Raw genomic sequence first — 17434 nt, forward strand, 5'->3', positions numbered from 1 at the left:
GCCAATGTCGCAATCGCGTGTAAGTACGCCATGGCTGCTGCAATCCCGCCCCTCGTCCCGTTCCGAGGCGGCGGATCAGACAATGCTGATCCGCCGCGTTGCCGGGCTAGTGGCCCGTCGTCACTTGCCGCGCGCCTGCGAGAGTTGCGTGCATGCCTTGGGCAGGTACTTCTTGTCGGCCGACGACTCGCACTTCCACGTGACCGAGCCCTTGTCCGCGTTGCCCATCGTCAGCTTCACGTGCCGGCCCGTGAGCCCCCTGGCGATGCCGTCGTCCTTGAAGTTGGCCGTGATCGTGCAGCCGCCGGCCTCGGTGGCCGTGCCGCCCACCTGGACGTTCTTGACGTAGCTGCCGGAGATCGACGTGGCACCGGGAATGCCGTCCACGGCGCCGCTGGCGTTGTTGGGACAGCTCCCCGCGTACGAGAACGCCTCGGTGACGGCCGCCTTCTGGCCGGACGCGAGGTTGATGCCTTCGGAGAACTGCGAGCGCGCCACGTAGTCCTGGTACTGCGGAATGGCGATGCCGGCCAGGATGCCGATGATCGCCACGACGATCATGAGCTCGATCAGCGAGAAGCCGCGCTGCGCGGCATGGCGGCGGCCCCGGCCCTGGACGTGGCGGTGGACGTGGCTGTGGACTGCGTTGGAACTGGTTTGCATGGTGACCCCTTTCGTTGACGTTCTGGATGGAAAGTGCTGCGGCGCGCGGCATGCCGTCGGGGCGTGCGTGGCGTCGCGGGGTCATGATCGGAAGAACGGGGGTGGAGGCCCAATGACCTCGGACAATTCCCACAGGCTTGTGGGAATTGTTTGGAAATCCGCAGGATTCCGTGGCGGGCATGCCGCGGCACGGGTGTTGTAAAAACAAAACGGGCGACCCGTCGTGGGTCGCCCGTTCAGGCGTGATGCGGTGCGCGGCGAGACTCAGGCGGTCTTGGCGGCGCCCCGTTTCTGCAGCAGCTTGCCCACCAGCACCACCAGCGCGGCACCGGCGATGCCGAAGATCAGGTGGGCGTGCGGCACGTGCACCTGGAACCATTCGGCGTCCACCGGATCGCTGATCAGCATCTCGCCGGCCAGGTAGCCCAGCAGGGCGGCGCCCAGCACGATGATGATCGGGAAGCGCTCCATCACCTTCAACAGCAGCGTGCTGCCGAAGACGATCAGCGGAATCGACAGGCCCAGGCCGATGATCAGCAGCATGAGCTGGCTGCCCTCGGGGCCCTTCTGCGCGGCGGCGGCCACGGCCACCACGTTGTCCAGCGACATGACCAGGTCGGCAATCAGGATCGTGCGGATCGCGGCCCAGATGTTGTCCTTGGCGTCATGCCCTTCCTCGCCGTCGTCGCCCGTCAGCAGTTGCACGCCGATGTAGACCAGCAGGATGGCGCCCACGATCTTCAGGTACGGCAGGCTCAGCAGCTTCACGGCGGCCACGGTCAGCACCACGCGCATGATGATGGCGGCGGCGCTGCCCCAGAAAATGGCCTTCTTCTGCTGGGCGGGGGGCAGGTTGCGCGATGCGAGCGCGATCACCACGGCGTTATCGCCCGACAGGACGATGTTCGTCAGGATGATCGACCCCAGCGCAATCCAGAACGTGCTGCTGGACAACAATTCCACGGCAAGACTCCTCGAAATTCAAAGTTATGTTCCGGGCCCGCTGCGTGTTGCCAACTGCGGACTTTCGGATGTCTGAACGACCAGACATGAGATTTATCGCAGAAACCTTACGATTCGGTTTCAACGTGGCGCCGCCGCCCTCCGGATATACCCTAGGCGGTGCATCGCCAGAACGACATTGCCCCCGCCGGTGAAGACGGGGGCAATGCGCAGCGGCCAGAAGCCGCGAGGACTGCATTGCCACGCGGGACGCCCGCCGGGCGGGCCCCCACATGGCTGCTGGGTGCTGCTTACAGCATGCCCTTCAGCAGGCGGCCCATTTCCGACGGGTTCTTGGTCACCTTGATACCGCAGGATTCCATGATTTCCAGCTTGGCCTGGGCCGTGTCGGCACCGCCCGAGATCAGCGCGCCGGCGTGGCCCATGCGCTTGCCCGGAGGCGCGGTCACGCCAGCGATGAAGCCCACCACCGGCTTCTTCATGTTTTCCTTGATCCAGTAGGCCGCGTTGGCCTCGTCCGGACCGCCGATCTCGCCGATCATGACCACGGCGTCCGTATCCGGATCGTCGTTGAACATCTTCATCACGTCGATGTGCTTCAGGCCGTTGATCGGGTCGCCACCGATGCCGACGGCCGACGACTGGCCCAGGCCCAGCGCGGTCAGCTGGCCCACGGCTTCGTACGTCAGCGTGCCCGAGCGCGACACCACGCCGATGCGGCCCTTCTTGTGGATATGGCCCGGCATGATGCCGATCTTGATTTCGTCCGGCGTGATCAGGCCCGGGCAGTTCGGTCCCAGCAGCAGCGTCTTCTTGTTCTGCTTACGCATCTTGTCCTTGACTTCCATCATGTCGCGGACGGGGATGCCTTCGGTAATGCAGACCACCAGGTCCAGGTCGGCGTCGACGGCTTCCCAGATCGCGGCAGCGGCGCCGGCGGGCGGCACGTAGATCACCGACACGGTGGCGCCGGTCTGTTCCTTGGCGTCCTTGACGCTGGCGTAGATGGGAATGCCTTCGAAGTCCTCGCCGGCCTTCTTCGGGTTCACGCCGGCAACAAACGCGTTCTTGCCGTTGGCATAGTCGCGGCAGCCACGGGTGTGGAACTGGCCCGTCTTGCCGGTGATGCCCTGGGTGATGACCTTCGTGTCCTTGTTGATCAGAATGCTCATTTGCTAGTCCTTTTAGTCGTCCCGCCCGGCCCGTCGCTCACGTCGGCCTGGCGGCAACGCAGTTGTCCTTACTTGCCGGCGGCAGCGGCCACGACCTTCTGGGCAGCTTCTTCCATCGTGTCGGCCGAAATGATCGGCAGACCGGATTCGGCCAGCATCTTCTTGCCCAGGTCCTCGTTCGTGCCCTTCATGCGGGCGACCAGCGGCACGCCCAGCTGCACGGCCTTCGACGCCGAGATCACGCCTTCGGCGATCACGTCGCAGCGCATGATGCCGCCGAAGATGTTCACCAGGATGGCTTCCACGTTCGGGTTCTTCAGCATCAGCTTGAAGGCTTCGGTCACCTTCTCGGTGGTGGCACCGCCGCCCACGTCCAGGAAGTTGGCCGGCTCGCCGCCGAACAGCTTGATCGTGTCCATCGTGGCCATGGCCAGGCCGGCGCCGTTCACCAGGCAGCCGATGTTGCCGTCCAGCGAGATGTAGGCCAGGTCGAACTTCGAGGCTTCGATCTCGTTGGCGTCTTCCTCGTCCAGGTCACGGTACGCGACGATTTCCGGGTGGCGGAACAGGGCGTTGGAATCGAAGTTGAACTTGGCGTCCAGCGCGATGACCTTGCCGTCGCCGGTCAGGATCAGCGGGTTGATTTCGGCCAGCGAGGCGTCGGTTTCCCAGAACGCCTTGTACAGGCCCTGCAGCGCCTGGCGGGCCTGGGCGATGCTGGCGTCCGGCACGCCGATCTTGCGGGCGATGTCATCGGCGTCCGAATCCTTCAGGCCCTCGGCCGGGTCGACCAGCAGCGTGTGGATCTTTTCCGGGGTGTGGGCAGCGACTTCCTCGATGTCCATGCCGCCTTCGCTCGACGCCATCAGCGCCACCTTCTGCGACACGCGGTCCACCACCAGCGATACGTACAGTTCCTTCTTGATGTCGGCGCCTTCCTCGATCAGCAGGCGGTTGACCTTCTTGCCTTCCGGACCGGTCTGGTGCGTGACGAGCGTCATGCCCAGGATGTTCGTGGCGTAGGTCTTGACGTCCTCGATGCTCTTGGCCACCTTCACGCCGCCGCCCTTGCCGCGGCCGCCTGCGTGGATCTGTGCCTTGACGACCCACACCGGGCCGCCGAGCTGTTCAGCCGCCTTCAGGGCCTCTTCGACCGAGAAAGCCGGGATGCCGCGCGGAACCGGCACATTGTATTTGCGCAGGATTTCCTTGCCTTGGTACTCATGGATATTCATGCGTGTTTCCTTTCGGGTAGGCGTAAAGGGATGGGAAAAAAGGTGGAATCGAAGGGCTTTCGCCTGTTCCTGGGCCGACCGTGACGGTCAGCCCGACGTACCGTTGGGCCGGTGGGCCAGGGTGTCCTCGCCACCTGATGCCGGAGCATCGGCGCGTGACGCGGGCTGGGGGGGGGCGACGCCGCGGCGCCGGCTCTCGGTTTCGGCTGGTGACCATACCAGCGCGGGTAAAACTGGCGAACCACCTCGCCCTCGAAGTGCAGGGCGTGGCAGCCATGAAGCTGCATCGGCGGTTCGGGATTGGGGTCGTCGGCGCCGTCGCGGATCTTGAACACGTCGCCCGCGAAGGCCTGGATGGCGGTGGTCGGCAGCACGCCGGCCAGTTCGGTCAGATGGCTGCAGCCGGCCACGCTGCCAAGCCGGTCGCGCACGGCTTTGCGGAAGCCGCGCATCAGGTTCAGCCCGATCAACTGGCGGTAGGCCGGGCCGATCGTGTCGCAGTGTGTCGGATAGGGCACCCAGTCCGAGCACGCCTCGGCATCGACGATGTTGAGCCGCAGGTCGATCGTCACACGCAGCCACAGGTCGTGCAGCGGCTGGCCTTCCGGACGGATGCGGTTGCCGGCCAGCTCGATGTCGCGCGGCTTGGTGTCCGTCAGGCGCGCCTCGATGTCCCAGAGGCCGTCTTCCCGCAAATAGGCCTCGGCCGTGATGGCACGGCGATGACGCAAGGCGCGGTTGACGGGCGGGGAAAGCGGCATGACGGCGGGGCTGAGGCGGCAGGCTGATGTGTGGCGGTATTCGGGGGCAAGGCTCGACGCGCCCTCCGCGCCCGCTGATCTGCCGACAGTCCGGACCGTGCCGGACGGCCGCCTGGGCCGGAGAACCCGTGGAGTTTAACATGCCGCGATGCTTTGACCGGGAACATCCTGCCGAACGCCTTGTCGGCCGGGGATTGTTGCAGGGGCATCGGCGGCCAAGCCGCGCCGGACAAGGGCTGGCGGCAAATCGAACAGTGCGCCGCTGCGTTGCATCAGTGGTACGACAACTGGGTTGACGGCGCGCCCAATACCCCTTATGCGTACGGTGGTATGCAGCCGGCTACGCCTCGTCCTCGGCGCCGCGGATGATCTTGCCGACGACGGCGCGCGAGAAGCCGCGCGCGACCATGAACCGGATCTGCTTGGCCCGCGCCTCGGGCGAATCGGGCGGCGTGCCAAAGCGCTTGCGCCAGACTTCCGTCGCGCGCGCCAGTTCGCTGTCGCGCAGCTTTTCCTGCAGGTCGCGCAACTGGTCGTTGCCTAGCTGGTGGGTCTTGGCTTCCTGCATCACGCGGGCCGCGCCGTAGCGGCTGGCCCGGCGATGAACGAGGCTGTCGACAAAGCGTTCGTTGGACAGCCAGTTCTCGCGCTCCAGCGCGTCGAGCAGCGCCTCCAGTTGCTCGGGCGATTCGGCATGCGGCGCCAGCTTGCGCGCCAGTTCGACGCGGCTGTGCTCGCGTCGCGACAGATAGCCGACGGCGCGGGCCTTGAGGGACAGGGGAGGGCGGGGCATGGGCCGGACTGGGGGGTGGGGGGAGCCAGCGAGGGCCGGTGTCGACAGGTACGGTGCGATGGACCGATTAACCGATAGACCGATTAACCCATTAACCGATGGACCGATCGACCGTCAGAAACGACAAAGCCGCCGCAGGGGCTGCGACGGCTTCGGCTACCGGACCCGCGTGGCGATCAGTTGTCGACTTCAGCCGGTGCGGCCAGCACCGGGTTGGTCAGCGCCACGCCCAGCGCGGCACGGACCTTGTTCTCGATTTCCGAGGCGATGTCCGGGTTCTCGCGCAGGAATTCGCGGGCGTTGTCCTTGCCCTGGCCGATCTTCTCGCCGTTGTAGCTGTACCAGGCGCCCGACTTCTCGACGATCTTGGCATCCACGCCGAGGTCGATGATCTCGCCCTGGCGCGAGATGCCCTGGCCGTAGAGGATGTCGAAGAACGCCTCGCGGAACGGCGGCGAGACCTTGTTCTTGACCACCTTGACCTTGGTCTCGTTGCCGACCACCTCGTCGCCCTTCTTGATCGAGCCGATGCGGCGAATGTCCAGGCGCACCGACGCGTAGAACTTCAGCGCGTTGCCGCCGGTCGTCGTTTCGGGTGATCCAAACATCACGCCGATCTTCATGCGGATCTGGTTGATGAAGATGACCAGGCAGTTGGTGCGCTTGATCGTGCCGGTCAGCTTGCGCAGCGCCTGGCTCATCAGGCGGGCCTGCAGGCCGGGCAGGGAATCGCCCATCTCGCCTTCGATTTCGGCCTTCGGCACCAGCGCGGCCACCGAGTCGATCACGATCATGTCGATCGAGCCCGAGCGCACCAGCGCGTCGGTAATCTCCAGCGCCTGCTCGCCCGTGTCCGGCTGCGAGATCAGCAGGTTGCCCACGTCCACGCCCAGCTTGCTGGCGTACTGCACGTCCAGCGCGTGTTCCGCGTCGATGAACGCGCAGGTGCCGCCCAGCTTCTGCATCTCGGCAACGACCTGCAGCGTCAGCGTGGTCTTGCCCGACGATTCCGGGCCGTAGATCTCGACCACGCGGCCGCGGGGCAGGCCGCCGACGCCCAGCGCGATGTCCAGCCCCAGCGAGCCGGTGGACACCACCTGGATATCCTGTTCCACGTCGCCATCGCCCAGGCGCATGATCGAGCCCTTGCCGAACTGCTTTTCGATCTGGGAGAGCGCGGCGGCAAGCGCCTTCTGCTTCTCAGCGCTCACGCCGGCGCCGGCCTTCTTGTCGTCCATGGTCGTCCTTCGGTTCAATTGATGGCAATTGGTGTATAAATAGGCCGCATGCGGCGCGGCGCCCCGTTTTTAAGCCTTTTCCGATGGATTTCGGAGGCTTCGGCGCCTGGCCCGACCCCTGCGCAGGCACCTTGCGGGACCACTCGCGCGGAATGACGGGTACTGTATAAAAAAACAGTATGCTTGGCAAGCCCCACCGGTACCGCAACCGGCGCGATGGCGATGCCGGCCACGAAAAAAGCTGGACAAGGGTGGAGACAACCATGCGGATTCTGATCGCCGAAGATGACGACGTGCTGGCAGACGGCCTGACACGGTCGCTGCGCCAGTCGGGCTATGCCGTCGACCACGTCGCCAATGGCGTGGAAGCCGATTCGGCGCTGTCCACGCAGACCTTCGACCTGCTGATCCTGGACCTGGGCCTGCCGCGCATGCCCGGGCTGGAAGTGCTCAAGCGGCTGCGCGCGCGCGGCGCGATGCTGCCCGTGCTGATCCTGACCGCGGCCGACGGCGTCGACGAGCGCGTCAAGGGGCTGGACCTGGGTGCCGACGACTACATGGCCAAGCCATTCGCGCTGTCCGAACTGGAAGCCCGCGTGCGGGCGCTGGTGCGGCGCGGCGCGGGCGGCGGCGCCACGCTGATGCGCCATGGCCCGCTGGCGTTCGACCAGGTGGGCCGCATCGCCTTCCTGAACGACCAGATGCTGGACCTTTCCGCCCGCGAGATCGGCCTGCTTGAGATTCTGCTCACGCGCAGCGGCCGGCTGGTGTCCAAGGAGCAACTGGTGGACCACCTGTGCGAATGGGGCGAGGAAGTCAGCAACAACGCGATCGAGGTGTACGTGCACCGGCTGCGCAAGAAGATCGAGGTGGGCGGCATCCGCATTGCCACGGTGCGCGGGCTGGGCTACTGCCTGGAGAAGTTCCAGCCGGCCATGGCCACCCATGGCTGACGCCGTGCCGCACGCCGTGCCCCGCCGATGAGCCTGCTGCGCCTGCCCTGGCGACGCCCCGCCACGCCGGGCGCCGCCCGTCCCGACACCGCGCGGCCCACGCTGGCCGATGCCGCGGCCGAGGACACGGCGCTGGCCGACGCGCTGCCCCACCTGGAAGAATCCTCCGCCCATCCCGCCCCGCGCTCGCTGTTCGGCGAGATCCTGGACTGGATGCTGGCGCCGCTGCTGCTCCTGTGGCCGATGAGCATCGCGGTCACGTACCTGGTGGCCAAATCCATCGCCAACGGGCCGTTCGACCGCGCGCTGGAGGCCAGCGCCATCGTGCTGTCCCAGCAGGTGCGCGAGGTGAACGGGCGCGTGACGCTGCAACTGCCGCTGTCGGCCCGCGAGATCCTGCGCGCCGACGAGACCGACAATATCTATTACCAGGTGGTGGGGCGGCGCGGCGAATACGTGGCCGGCGACCACGACCTGCCGCTGCCGTCCGAGGAAGAGCAGGGCCATGCAGGGCTGGTGTCGATGCGCGACGACCGCGTGGCCGGCAACGACGTGCGCGTGGCCTACACCTACGTCGACCTGAAGAACGTGGGCGGCAACCAGCCGGTGCTGGTGCAGGTGGCCGAGACGCTGGACAAGCGCGCGCGGCTGGCCAACGAGATCATCAAGGGCGTGATCCTGCCGCAGTTCGTGATCCTGCCGCTGGCCGTGGTGCTGGTCTGGTTCGGCCTGACGCGCGGGCTGGCGCCGCTCACGGCCATCCAGCAGCGCATCCGCGCCCGCAATCCCGGCGATACGAGTCCGATCGACGAGCGCGCGGCGCCGCAGGAAATCACGCCGCTGGTGGCGTCGTTCAACGGGCTGCTGGCGCAGCTCGACCAGTCGGTGCAGACGCAGAAGCGCTTCATTGCCGACGCCGCGCACCAGATGAAGACGCCGCTGGCCGGGCTGCGCATGCAGGCCGAGCTGGCGCAGCGCGAGCAGTCGCCGGAGGAGTTGCGGCGCTCGCTGGCGCAGATCGCCGGCAGCTCGGAGCGCACGGCGCACCTGGTGACGCAGCTGCTGTCGCTGGCGCGCATGGAGAACCTGGCCGGCGCGGGCGGCATGGTGCCGCTGGACCTGTGCGCGCTGGCGCGCGACGTGGTCAAGGACTGGCTGCCGCAGGCGTGGGCGCGGCATATCGACCTGGGGCTGGAAGCCGACGAGCATCCCGTGCTGATCACCGGCAACCGGCTGATGCTGACCGAGATGCTGAACAACCTCGTCGACAACGCCATCCGCTATACGCCGGCCGGCGGCCATGCCACGGTGCGGGTGGGGACCGATGCGTTCGAGCCGTTCGCGTACCTGGACGTCGAGGACACCGGCCCCGGCATCGCGCCGGCCGACCGCGAGCGGGTGATGGAGCGCTTCTATCGCGTGCTGGGCACCAATACGGAAGGCAGCGGGCTGGGGCTGGCCATCGTGCGCGAGATCGTGCAGCAGCATGGCGGCGAGGTGTCGATCGACGACAACGTCTACCAGACGTCGCCGCGCATGGCCGGCGCGCGCTTTCGCATCACGCTGCGCCGCACGCCCGCGGAAGGTGACGCATGAAGCGCACCCCGCGTGACCGCATGACGCCGCAGGAGCGGCGCGCCTGGTATCACAACGTGCGCTGGATCGGCGGGCTGCTGGCCGTGTGGTTCCTGGCGACGTTCGGCGTAAGCTGGTTCGCCCGCGAGCTGCGGTTCGATTTCCTGGGCTGGCCGTTCTCGTTCTGGATGGCCGCGCAGGGCTCGCTGATCCTCTATGTCGCAATCGCCGCGCTCTACGCCTGGCGCATGAACCGCGCCGACGACGAGGCCCACGCGGCCGAACAGGCGCTGGCCGGTGCAGGCGCCCAGCCCGCCGTCGAACCTGACAGGCCGGCGCATCCGCCCGGTCCGGGCACCATCTAAGGGTTTCCTCTCGGCCGCCGCCGGCCGCGTCTGATTGCTGCTGTGCAACAACCGCGCAACCCTTGCGCCATGCGCCATCCTGGCCGGGCGCGCCGCGGCGCACCATGGCAGGTGCCGTCCCGTGCCCTGCGCCGGCTAGCGTATACCCCGACCGAAACCGGCCGCGCCGGCGTGGATCTGTCAGAACGCAGTAAGTTTCGCCTCCCACAATCGTTGCAACCTTGCCGTAATGGGCCGGTCCGTGCACACGGCGGCCCCGGGGACAGGGACCCTTGAAGATTTTCGACGGAAGAACGGAAACGGAGGAGACAACAAATGGCAAACGCGCAAAACGTGGGGTCGGTACCGGCCGCCCACAATGCGCCGATGACGAAGGAAGAGAAGAAGGTGATCCTGGCCTCTTCCCTCGGCACGGTGTTCGAGTGGTACGACTTTTACCTGTACGGTTCGCTGGCGGCGGTCATCGCCAAGCAGTTCTTCGCGGGCCTGGACCCGACCTCGGCATTCATCTTCGCGCTGCTGGCGTTCGCCGCGGGCTTCATCGTGCGGCCGTTCGGCGCGCTGGTGTTTGGCCGGCTCGGTGACATGATCGGGCGCAAGTACACGTTCCTGGTCACCATCCTGATCATGGGCCTGTCGACGTTCATCGTCGGCCTGCTGCCCGGCTACGCCACCATCGGCTGGGCCGCGCCGATCATCCTGATCCTGCTGCGCATGCTGCAGGGCCTGGCGCTGGGCGGCGAGTACGGCGGCGCGGCCACCTACGTGGCCGAGCACGCGCCGCACGGCAAGCGCGGCGCCTACACGGCGTGGATCCAGACCACGGCCACGATGGGCCTGTTCCTGTCGCTGATCGTGATCCTGCTGGTGCGCGAGGCCACGGGCCCGAACTTCGACGTGTGGGGCTGGCGCATTCCGTTCCTGCTGTCGATCCTGCTGCTGGCCATGTCGGTGTACATCCGCCTGTCGATGAGCGAATCGCCGGCGTTCCAGAAGATGAAGGCCGAGGGCAAGACGTCGAAGGCGCCGCTGACCGAGGCATTCGGCCAATGGCGCAACCTGAAGATCGTGATCCTGGCGCTGGTGGGCCTGACCGCCGGCCAGGCCGTGGTCTGGTACACGGGCCAGTTCTACTCGCTGTTCTTCCTCACGCAGGTGCTGAAGGTGGACGCCAAGACGGCCAACCTGCTGATCGCCGGCGCGCTGGTGATCGGCACGCCGTTCTTCATCTTCTTCGGCTCGCTGTCGGACAAGATCGGCCGCAAGTGGATCATCATGGTGGGCTGCGCGCTGGCCGTGCTGACCTACTTCCCGCTGTTCAAGGCGCTGACGCACTACGCCAACCCGGCGCTCGAACGTGCCCAGCAGTCGGCCCAGATCGTGGTCACGGCCGACCCGGCCACCTGCTCGTTCCAGGGCAGCCCGATTGCCCGCGAGATCGACTTCCGCAGCTCGTGCGACATCGTCAAGCGCACGCTGGCCCAGGCATCGGCCAGCTACGAGGTGGTGAACGCGCCGGCCGGCACGGTGGCCTCGGTCAAGATCGGCGACAAGGAGATCAAGGCCTTCGACGCCAACGTGGCCAAGGGCGCCTTCGACGACGCCAGCAAGAAGCAGATTGCCGACTTCAAGAAGGCGGTGGGTGCCGAGATGACATCGCACGGCTACCCGACCAAGGCCGACCCGGCACAGATGAACACGATCATGGTGCTGGTGATCCTGGTCATCCTGGTGATCTACGTGACGATGGTCTACGGCCCGATCGCGGCCATGCTGGTCGAGATGTTCCCGACCCGCATCCGCTACTCGTCGATGTCCCTGCCGTACCACATCGGCAACGGCTGGTTCGGCGGCCTGCTGCCAACCATCTCGTTCGCGCTGGTGGCCCAGAACGGCAACATCTACTACGGCCTGTGGTACCCGATCGTGATCGCCGCGATGACCTTCGTGCTGGGTGCGCTGTTCATCCGCGAGACCAAGGACATCGACATCTACGCCAACGACTGAACGGCCGTGGCAACGCATGCGCCGGCGGCGGGCCGCCGGTAACCGCGCTCAGGATGGCTGGCCTACCGGCCAGCCGCTCCTTCCTGGCAGACCCCATGGTCTGCCATTTTTTTGGGCAACCCGCCGAAGCTTGCAGAAAGCTGTCACAAAGGTGTTGACAGCCCGGAAAGCGTAGGTATAATTGCGGTCTTCGTTGGCGAATTAGCTCAGTCGGTTAGAGCGACGGAATCATAATCCGCAGGTCCGGGGTTCGAGTCCCTGATTCGCCACCATCTATATGAAAACGCCGCAGTCCTTCACGGGTCTGCGGCGTTTTGCTTTGTAGCGCCGGCTTCGGCCGCGCCAGGCCCCGCCGCAACGGCGGGGCGGCCCTGGGCAACGGTCCTCAGAGCAGGGCCATCAGCGGCGCCAGCATCGGGCTGCGCGCGGCCAGCGCGCGTTGCTCGTCCAGAATGTCCTGCAGGATCGCGTGCGTGGTGTCCGGGTTGGCCAGCACCACGCGGAACACCGCGATGGCCCGCCCGTCCCACTGCGACGACGTGAGCTGCGTCCGCGACACGAACGACCGGCCCGCATCGCGCTGCATTTCCTGGATGCTGATGGTCAACGCGTCCAGCGCCGCCTGGATGCGCTCGCGCTGCGCCGCCGGCGTGGCTGCCGATGCCAGCGCGGCGCGCACCGGCGCGGGCACGTAGCGGTAGGTCAGGATGCAGAGCTGCGGCCGGCTGTCGAGCTCGAAGTCCGGCTGCCGGCCGATCAGGTCCGCGAAGAACCGGGCATTGTCGATGCCGGTGTCGATCAGCCGGGCCAGCCCCTTGCGCCCGAGCAGGTGCAGGTTCGCATAGAGCATCACCGCCGCCGCGCCGCGCGACCCTTCGAGCGTATGGCGCCCCAGGTCAACCGAACCCTTCCGCACGATGTAGTTGGCGTGCTGTACGATTTCCTGCGTCCACGCCGGGTCGCGGAACAGCACCATGCCGGCGCCCGTCGGCACGTAGAACTGCTTGTGCGCGTCGATGACGACCGAATCGGCACGCTCGATGCCGGCAAACCGCCAGCGCTCGCGCGCCGACAGCAGCGTGGCGCCCCCCCAGGCGGCATCGACGTGGAAATGGCAGCCGGCCTCCTGCGCGACATCGGCGAGGGCGTCGAGCGGGTCCACCGCGCCGGTCTCGGTCGTCCCGGCGATGCCGACGATGGTCATCGGCTGGATATTGCGCTGCTGAAGGTCGCGCAGCGTGGCGCGCAGCGCATCGACGCGCATGCGCCCGTCGGCGTCCACCGCCACCGGCACAAGGTTGTCGCGGCCGATGCCGAGCACGTCGGCCGCCTTGCGCAGCGAATAATGGCCCCGTTCCGATACCACGATCGCCAGCCCGTCATAACCATAGTGGCGCAGCGCCGCCGCCAGCCCCGCGCGATGGATGCCGGCAAAACCGTCCCGCGCGCGCAGCACCTGGTTACGGCTGGCCCAGAGCGCGGCCAGGTTGGCCGTGGTGCCGCCCGCGCCGAACGCGCCCAGCGAGTGCTCGGGGTCGTGCAGCCATCGGCCGTAAAAGCCGGCGTCCTGCCCGAAGACGAGCTTGTGCATCATGCCGATGACCTGCCGCTCCAGCCCCGTGAGCGCGCCCGACGTCTCCAGCTTCACCACGTTCTGGTTCAGCGCCGCCACGATCTTGGCCAGCGACGGCATGAACGACGGTAGCGACGACGTCATATGGCCAACAAATGTCGGCGCCGCCACGGGCATGACGTGGCGGAACACATCGTGAAGCAGATGGTCGGCATGCGCCTGCGGCGCGGTGGGGTCCTCGGGCAGGTCCACCGACGCGAACCGGGCCTCGCGCGTGGCGCAGGCGCCCACGGGATCGAAGTCCGCGCTGGCGAAGAATTCGGCCGGATGGTCGGCAATGCGCCGCTCAAGGTCCTCGAACGCGCCCCGGTCGGCGTCGAACCAGTGCAGCGGGCAGTCGGCCTGCCGGGATGGGTCTTTGGGGTTGTCTGACGTTTCCGTCTGCGGCGCCTTCATTTGCAATGCCCAGTCAGTTCCGTGCCGCGCCCGGTGCGGCTCGGATGTGGCTGGATTATGCCGGATAAGGCCGGCGGCCGGCCGTCACACCCGCCCCGGCCTGTTGCCGCTAGGGCGCCAGCCCGCCGTGGCCCCGCACGCGCGGCAGCGGCGGCGGCACTACCTCGGGCGGCGCCAGCCGGTGGATCCGCGCAAACTCGGCCAGGTCGATCAGCGAACTGAGCCCCAGCTTGGCCATGATGCTGGCCTTGTGCGAACTGACGGTCTTGTTGCTGATGTTCAGCACCATCGACACCGACTTGTTCGAGTGCCCGGCCGCCAGGAACCGCAGCACCGTCAGCTCGCGCCGGCTCAGCAGCGTGCGCGGATCGGCCGGATTCGTGGCCGCGCGCCGGAACGTGGGCAGCGCCTTCAGCGGAAAGGCGGCGTACCCGCCCATCAGCGCCCGCACCGCATCGACCAGCCCGTCCAGCCCGTTGTTCTTGTCGATGAAGCCATGCGCGCCCGCCAGCAGCGCCCGCTCGGCCGCCCGCCGCTGCGCGGAAACCACCAGCACGCGGGTTTCCGGCCAGCTCGATACCACTTCCTCCAGCACGGCGTCGCCGGGCACATCGTCAAGCTGGAGGTCCGTGACCACAAGGTCGGCGGCACGCTCGCGCAGCGCCAGCAGGGCAGTGGACCCGCCAGGGGCCAGGCGGACTTCCCGGAACCCGGCCTGCGCCGTCAGCGCGCCATGGACGGCCTCGCGGATGGCGGCGTGGGGATCGATAACGAGGGCATTCGGCATATCGGATCTCGCAGAGTGAACGACAGGCCAGAGCTTAGAAGTCTGGCAGACGGTGCGGATACCGAAGGGTCCGAATTTGCATGCAGAAACGGCCGAAAAACCTTGGGGAAATTTCTGCTGTTGCGAGGTTGTGTCGGGGGGGGGGGGTGGGACGGATGTCTGGCGCGATGGACGCCAGGAATCTGGCGGAAATGCTATGCCGCCACCCAATCCCCCGACTTCCCCCCATGCTTCTCCAGCAGCTTCACGTTGCCGATGACCATGCCCCGATCCACCGCCTTGCACATGTCGTAGATCGTCAGCAGGGCCACCTGTACGCCCGTCAGCGCTTCCATTTCCACGCCGGTCTGGCCGTGGGTTTCGGTGCGGACGATGCAGGCGATGGTGGCGCTGGGTGCGTCCAGCGCGAAGTCGACGGCCACGCGGGTCAGGCCGATGGGGTGGCAGAGCGGGATCAGGTCGGCGGTGCGCTTGGTGGCCATGATGGCGGCCACGCGGGCGATGCCCAGGACGTCGCCCTTCTTGGCCGTGCCGTCGCGGACCAGCGCGAAGGTGTCCGGCAGCATCGTGATGGTGCCGGTGGCCACAGCCACGCGGTGGGTGTTGGCCTTGTTGCCGACGTCGACCATGTGGGCCTGGCCGGCGTTGTCGAAATGGGTAAGCTGACTCATGGGCGAGGCGCGTAGGACGCAAGCAGGGAAAAGGGGGCCGAGATCGGATCGGAAAAGGGGGCCGGAATCGGATCGGAAACGGGGGCCGAAAAAGGGGCCGAAAACGCCGGCCGGGTGCCGTGGGCCACGCCGGGACTTGCCCGATGGGAACGCCACCCGGAGGCCGCTATCATAGCAACATGCCAAAGATTTCATGGCCTCGCCGCCTGCCCGACCGGTCGAGCGCCCGGGCCGTCTCTCCCGCCGTGCCAGCCATGCGTGCGTCACATCCGACGCGCGCGCTGGCGGCTGCGCTCGTGCTGACGATGTCGGCGCCGGCCTGGCCGCAGGGCGCGGCGTCGGCGCCGCAGCCGGCCCGGCCCGGCGCGGCGGCGGCCGCCAATGCGCGGCTGGCTGCCGCCGGAGTGTCGCCGGCGCAGGGTGGCGCGCCGCTGCCGGCGCCCAAGCTGAACAACGCGCTGAATGGCCAGGTCGATGGCGGCGTCAGCGACCAGGTCTACGACAACCTCAACCGCAGCGTCCGGGCCGGCCAGAAATCGGAATTCGGCCTGCGCAGCGGCAATACCGTGGTGGAAAGCGCCGGACTGCAGTTGCCGGATTTGGGCGATCCGTCCACGGCCTCGCTGTCGCCGGACATGGAAAAGCGGCTCGGCGACCGCATCATGCGCAGCATCCGGCGCGACCCCGACTACGTGTCGGACCCCCTGCTCAACGATTACCTGAACGCGCTCGGCTACCGGCTGGTGCAGGCTGCGCGGCGCCTGAACGTGGCCGGGTCGAACGGTTCGGGCACCTTCGCCACGGGTTTCGAGATGTTCGGCGTGCGCGACCGGTCGATCAACGCGTTCGCCATGCCGGGCGGCTATATCGGCGTGCATACGGGGCTGCTGGTGCAGTCCGATACCGAGTCGGAACTGGCCTCGGTGCTGGGCCACGAAATCGGCCACGTGATGCAGCGGCACATCGCGCGCGGCATCACGAGCCAGGACCAGTCGATGTGGATTGCGCTGGCGTCGATGGTGCTGGCGGGCCTGGCCGCCACCAAGAGCGGCGACGCCGCGGCGGCGCTGGCGCTGGGCGGGCAGGGCGCGGCCGTTGCCAACCAGTTGTCGTTCTCGCGCGGCGCCGAGCGCGAGGCGGACCGCGTGGGCTTCCAGATCATGACGGCGGCCGGCTTCGACCCGCAGGGCATGCCCGATTTCTTCCAGCGGCTGCAGCGCGTGATGGGGATCTCGGACAACTCGGTGCCGGCCTACGTGCGCACCCACCCGCTGACGTCCGAGCGGATCGCCGACATGCAGGACCGCGTGCGCCATGTGTCGGCGCGCAAGGTCGGCAACACGCCCGACTACGAATTTGCCCGCGTGCGGGCCGCGGTGCTGCAATCGCCCACGCCCAACGACCTGCGCAACCTGCTGGCCAACTTCCGCGCCCAGGTGCCGGGCGCGCCGGCCATGCGGCTGCCGGCGGTGTACTACGGCATCGCGTTCGCCAGCCAGAAGCTGGGCCGCTTTGCGGACGCCGACAAGGCGCTGGCCGAGGCCCGCCGCCTCTACGGCACGATTCCCGGCGCCACGTCGGGCACGCCGATGCTGGACGTGATGGCGGTGGAACTGGCGCGCGGCGAGGGCCGCTCGCAGGACGCGCTGACGCAGGCATCGGCCACGCTCAGGGCGTTCCCGCTGTCGCACGCGGCCGCCGTGACCTACGCGGACACGCTGCTGGCCGCCAACCGGCTCGACGACGCCGTGGCGTTCCTGCGCTCGCGCACGCGCGAGGAATCCGGCCGTTCGGAATGGTGGGAGATGCTGGCGCGCGCCTATGCTGCCCAAGGCAAGCGCCTGCAGCAGCATCAGGCACTGGCCGAAAAATACGCGATGGACGGCTCGTACCAGGCCGCCATCGAACAGCTCCAGATCGCCCGCAAGGCCGGCGACGGCGACTTCTACACGCTGTCCGAGGTCGACGCGCGGCTGCACCAGCTACAACTGCAGTACAAGGAAGACCGCCAGGACAGCAAGGGGATGCCGAACTAGCCGGCGGTGGAGGCGGCGATGCCCTCGCCCTTTGATGCTTCGCTCCCCGCTCCCGCTTGCGGGAGAGGGGCTGGGGGTGAGGGCCGGCGGCTCAAGTTGCAATCCGTCGCAATTTGAACCTCAACGCCCTCTCCCCCAACCCCTCTCCCGCGTGCGGGAGAGGGGAGCAGACCTACAATTCACCCC

The 17434-nt window shown here is 67.4% G+C and carries 14 protein-coding genes, 1 tRNA gene and 1 pseudogene; 6 read left to right on the forward strand and 10 right to left on the reverse strand.

Features of this window, described 5'->3' with window-relative positions:
* Positions 1–120 precede the first annotated feature (120 nt).
* From EPAKOI_RS02270 to recA, 7 genes and pseudogenes are all read right to left on the reverse strand, one after another.
* A complete protein-coding gene (locus EPAKOI_RS02270) occupies positions 121–663 on the reverse strand; it encodes a pilin (RefSeq protein WP_423192856.1) in 543 nt (180 codons plus the stop codon).
* Positions 664–927: 264 nt separating this feature from the next.
* Complete coding sequence (locus tag EPAKOI_RS02275) at positions 928–1626, reverse strand: TerC family protein (protein WP_124682383.1); 699 nt, start codon at positions 1624–1626, stop codon at positions 928–930.
* A gap of 290 nt (positions 1627–1916) precedes the next feature.
* Positions 1917–2798, reverse strand: coding sequence for a succinate--CoA ligase subunit alpha (sucD, locus tag EPAKOI_RS02280; protein ID WP_124682382.1), 882 nt, complete (start codon positions 2796–2798; stop codon positions 1917–1919).
* Between the two features lie 68 nt (positions 2799–2866).
* Entirely contained in the window at positions 2867–4033 is a 1167-nt protein-coding gene (gene sucC, locus EPAKOI_RS02285; RefSeq protein WP_423192857.1) for an ADP-forming succinate--CoA ligase subunit beta, read from the reverse strand.
* 87 nt (positions 4034–4120) lie between these two features.
* A pseudogene (locus EPAKOI_RS02290) lies at positions 4121–4794 on the reverse strand (DUF2889 domain-containing protein).
* 340 nt (positions 4795–5134) lie between these two features.
* Positions 5135–5587: a recombination regulator RecX gene (gene recX / locus EPAKOI_RS02295; protein ID WP_313837742.1), complete on the reverse strand. Its 453-nt coding sequence runs from the start codon at positions 5585–5587 to the stop codon at positions 5135–5137.
* 176 nt (positions 5588–5763) lie between these two features.
* Complete coding sequence (gene recA / locus EPAKOI_RS02300; protein WP_313837743.1) at positions 5764–6825, reverse strand: recombinase RecA; 1062 nt, start codon at positions 6823–6825, stop codon at positions 5764–5766.
* A 263-nt stretch (positions 6826–7088) separates the two neighbouring features.
* On the opposite strand from recA, the gene EPAKOI_RS02305 reads away from it, so the two are divergent.
* The 5 genes from EPAKOI_RS02305 (at position 7089) to EPAKOI_RS02325 (ending at position 11997) form a co-directional block, all read left to right on the forward strand.
* Positions 7089–7778, forward strand: coding sequence for a response regulator (locus tag EPAKOI_RS02305; protein ID WP_124682377.1), 690 nt, complete (start codon positions 7089–7091; stop codon positions 7776–7778).
* A 27-nt stretch (positions 7779–7805) separates the two neighbouring features.
* A complete protein-coding gene (locus EPAKOI_RS02310) occupies positions 7806–9374 on the forward strand; it encodes a sensor histidine kinase N-terminal domain-containing protein (protein WP_423192858.1) in 1569 nt (522 codons plus the stop codon).
* Positions 9371–9718: a DUF4212 domain-containing protein gene (locus EPAKOI_RS02315; protein WP_423192859.1), complete on the forward strand. Its 348-nt coding sequence runs from the start codon at positions 9371–9373 to the stop codon at positions 9716–9718. The genes EPAKOI_RS02310 and EPAKOI_RS02315 overlap by 4 nt, the downstream gene beginning before the upstream one ends.
* Positions 9719–10033: 315 nt before the next feature.
* Positions 10034–11725 (forward strand): MFS transporter, encoded by a 1692-nt coding sequence (locus tag EPAKOI_RS02320; RefSeq protein WP_124682374.1) that lies wholly within the window; start codon positions 10034–10036, stop codon positions 11723–11725.
* A 195-nt stretch (positions 11726–11920) separates the two neighbouring features.
* Positions 11921–11997: transfer RNA gene (locus tag EPAKOI_RS02325), tRNA-Met, on the forward strand.
* 113 nt (positions 11998–12110) lie between these two features.
* Here EPAKOI_RS02325 and panP read toward each other — a convergent pair.
* From panP to moaC, 3 genes are all read right to left on the reverse strand, one after another.
* Positions 12111–13754, reverse strand: coding sequence for a pyridoxal-dependent aspartate 1-decarboxylase PanP (gene panP / locus EPAKOI_RS02330; protein ID WP_423192860.1), 1644 nt, complete (start codon positions 13752–13754; stop codon positions 12111–12113).
* Between the two features lie 109 nt (positions 13755–13863).
* The gene (locus EPAKOI_RS02335; RefSeq protein ID WP_124682372.1) at positions 13864–14541 is read right to left on the reverse strand and encodes a response regulator transcription factor; all 678 of its coding nucleotides are present in this window, start codon (positions 14539–14541) and stop codon (positions 13864–13866) included.
* A gap of 194 nt (positions 14542–14735) precedes the next feature.
* A complete protein-coding gene (gene moaC, locus EPAKOI_RS02340; RefSeq protein ID WP_124682371.1) occupies positions 14736–15212 on the reverse strand; it encodes a cyclic pyranopterin monophosphate synthase MoaC in 477 nt (158 codons plus the stop codon).
* A 179-nt stretch (positions 15213–15391) separates the two neighbouring features.
* Here moaC and EPAKOI_RS02345 point away from each other — a divergent pair, with 179 nt between their 5' ends.
* Positions 15392–17248 carry a M48 family metalloprotease gene (locus tag EPAKOI_RS02345; RefSeq protein ID WP_423192861.1) on the forward strand — a complete coding sequence of 619 codons (1857 nt, stop codon included), beginning with the start codon at positions 15392–15394 and terminating at the stop codon, positions 17246–17248.
* Positions 17249–17434: the final 186 nt, after the last annotated feature.

Origin of the sequence: Cupriavidus sp. H18C2 (assembly GCF_049393795.1) — a bacterium.
In the GTDB taxonomy this organism is placed as follows: domain Bacteria; phylum Pseudomonadota; class Gammaproteobacteria; order Burkholderiales; family Burkholderiaceae; genus Cupriavidus; species Cupriavidus pauculus_C.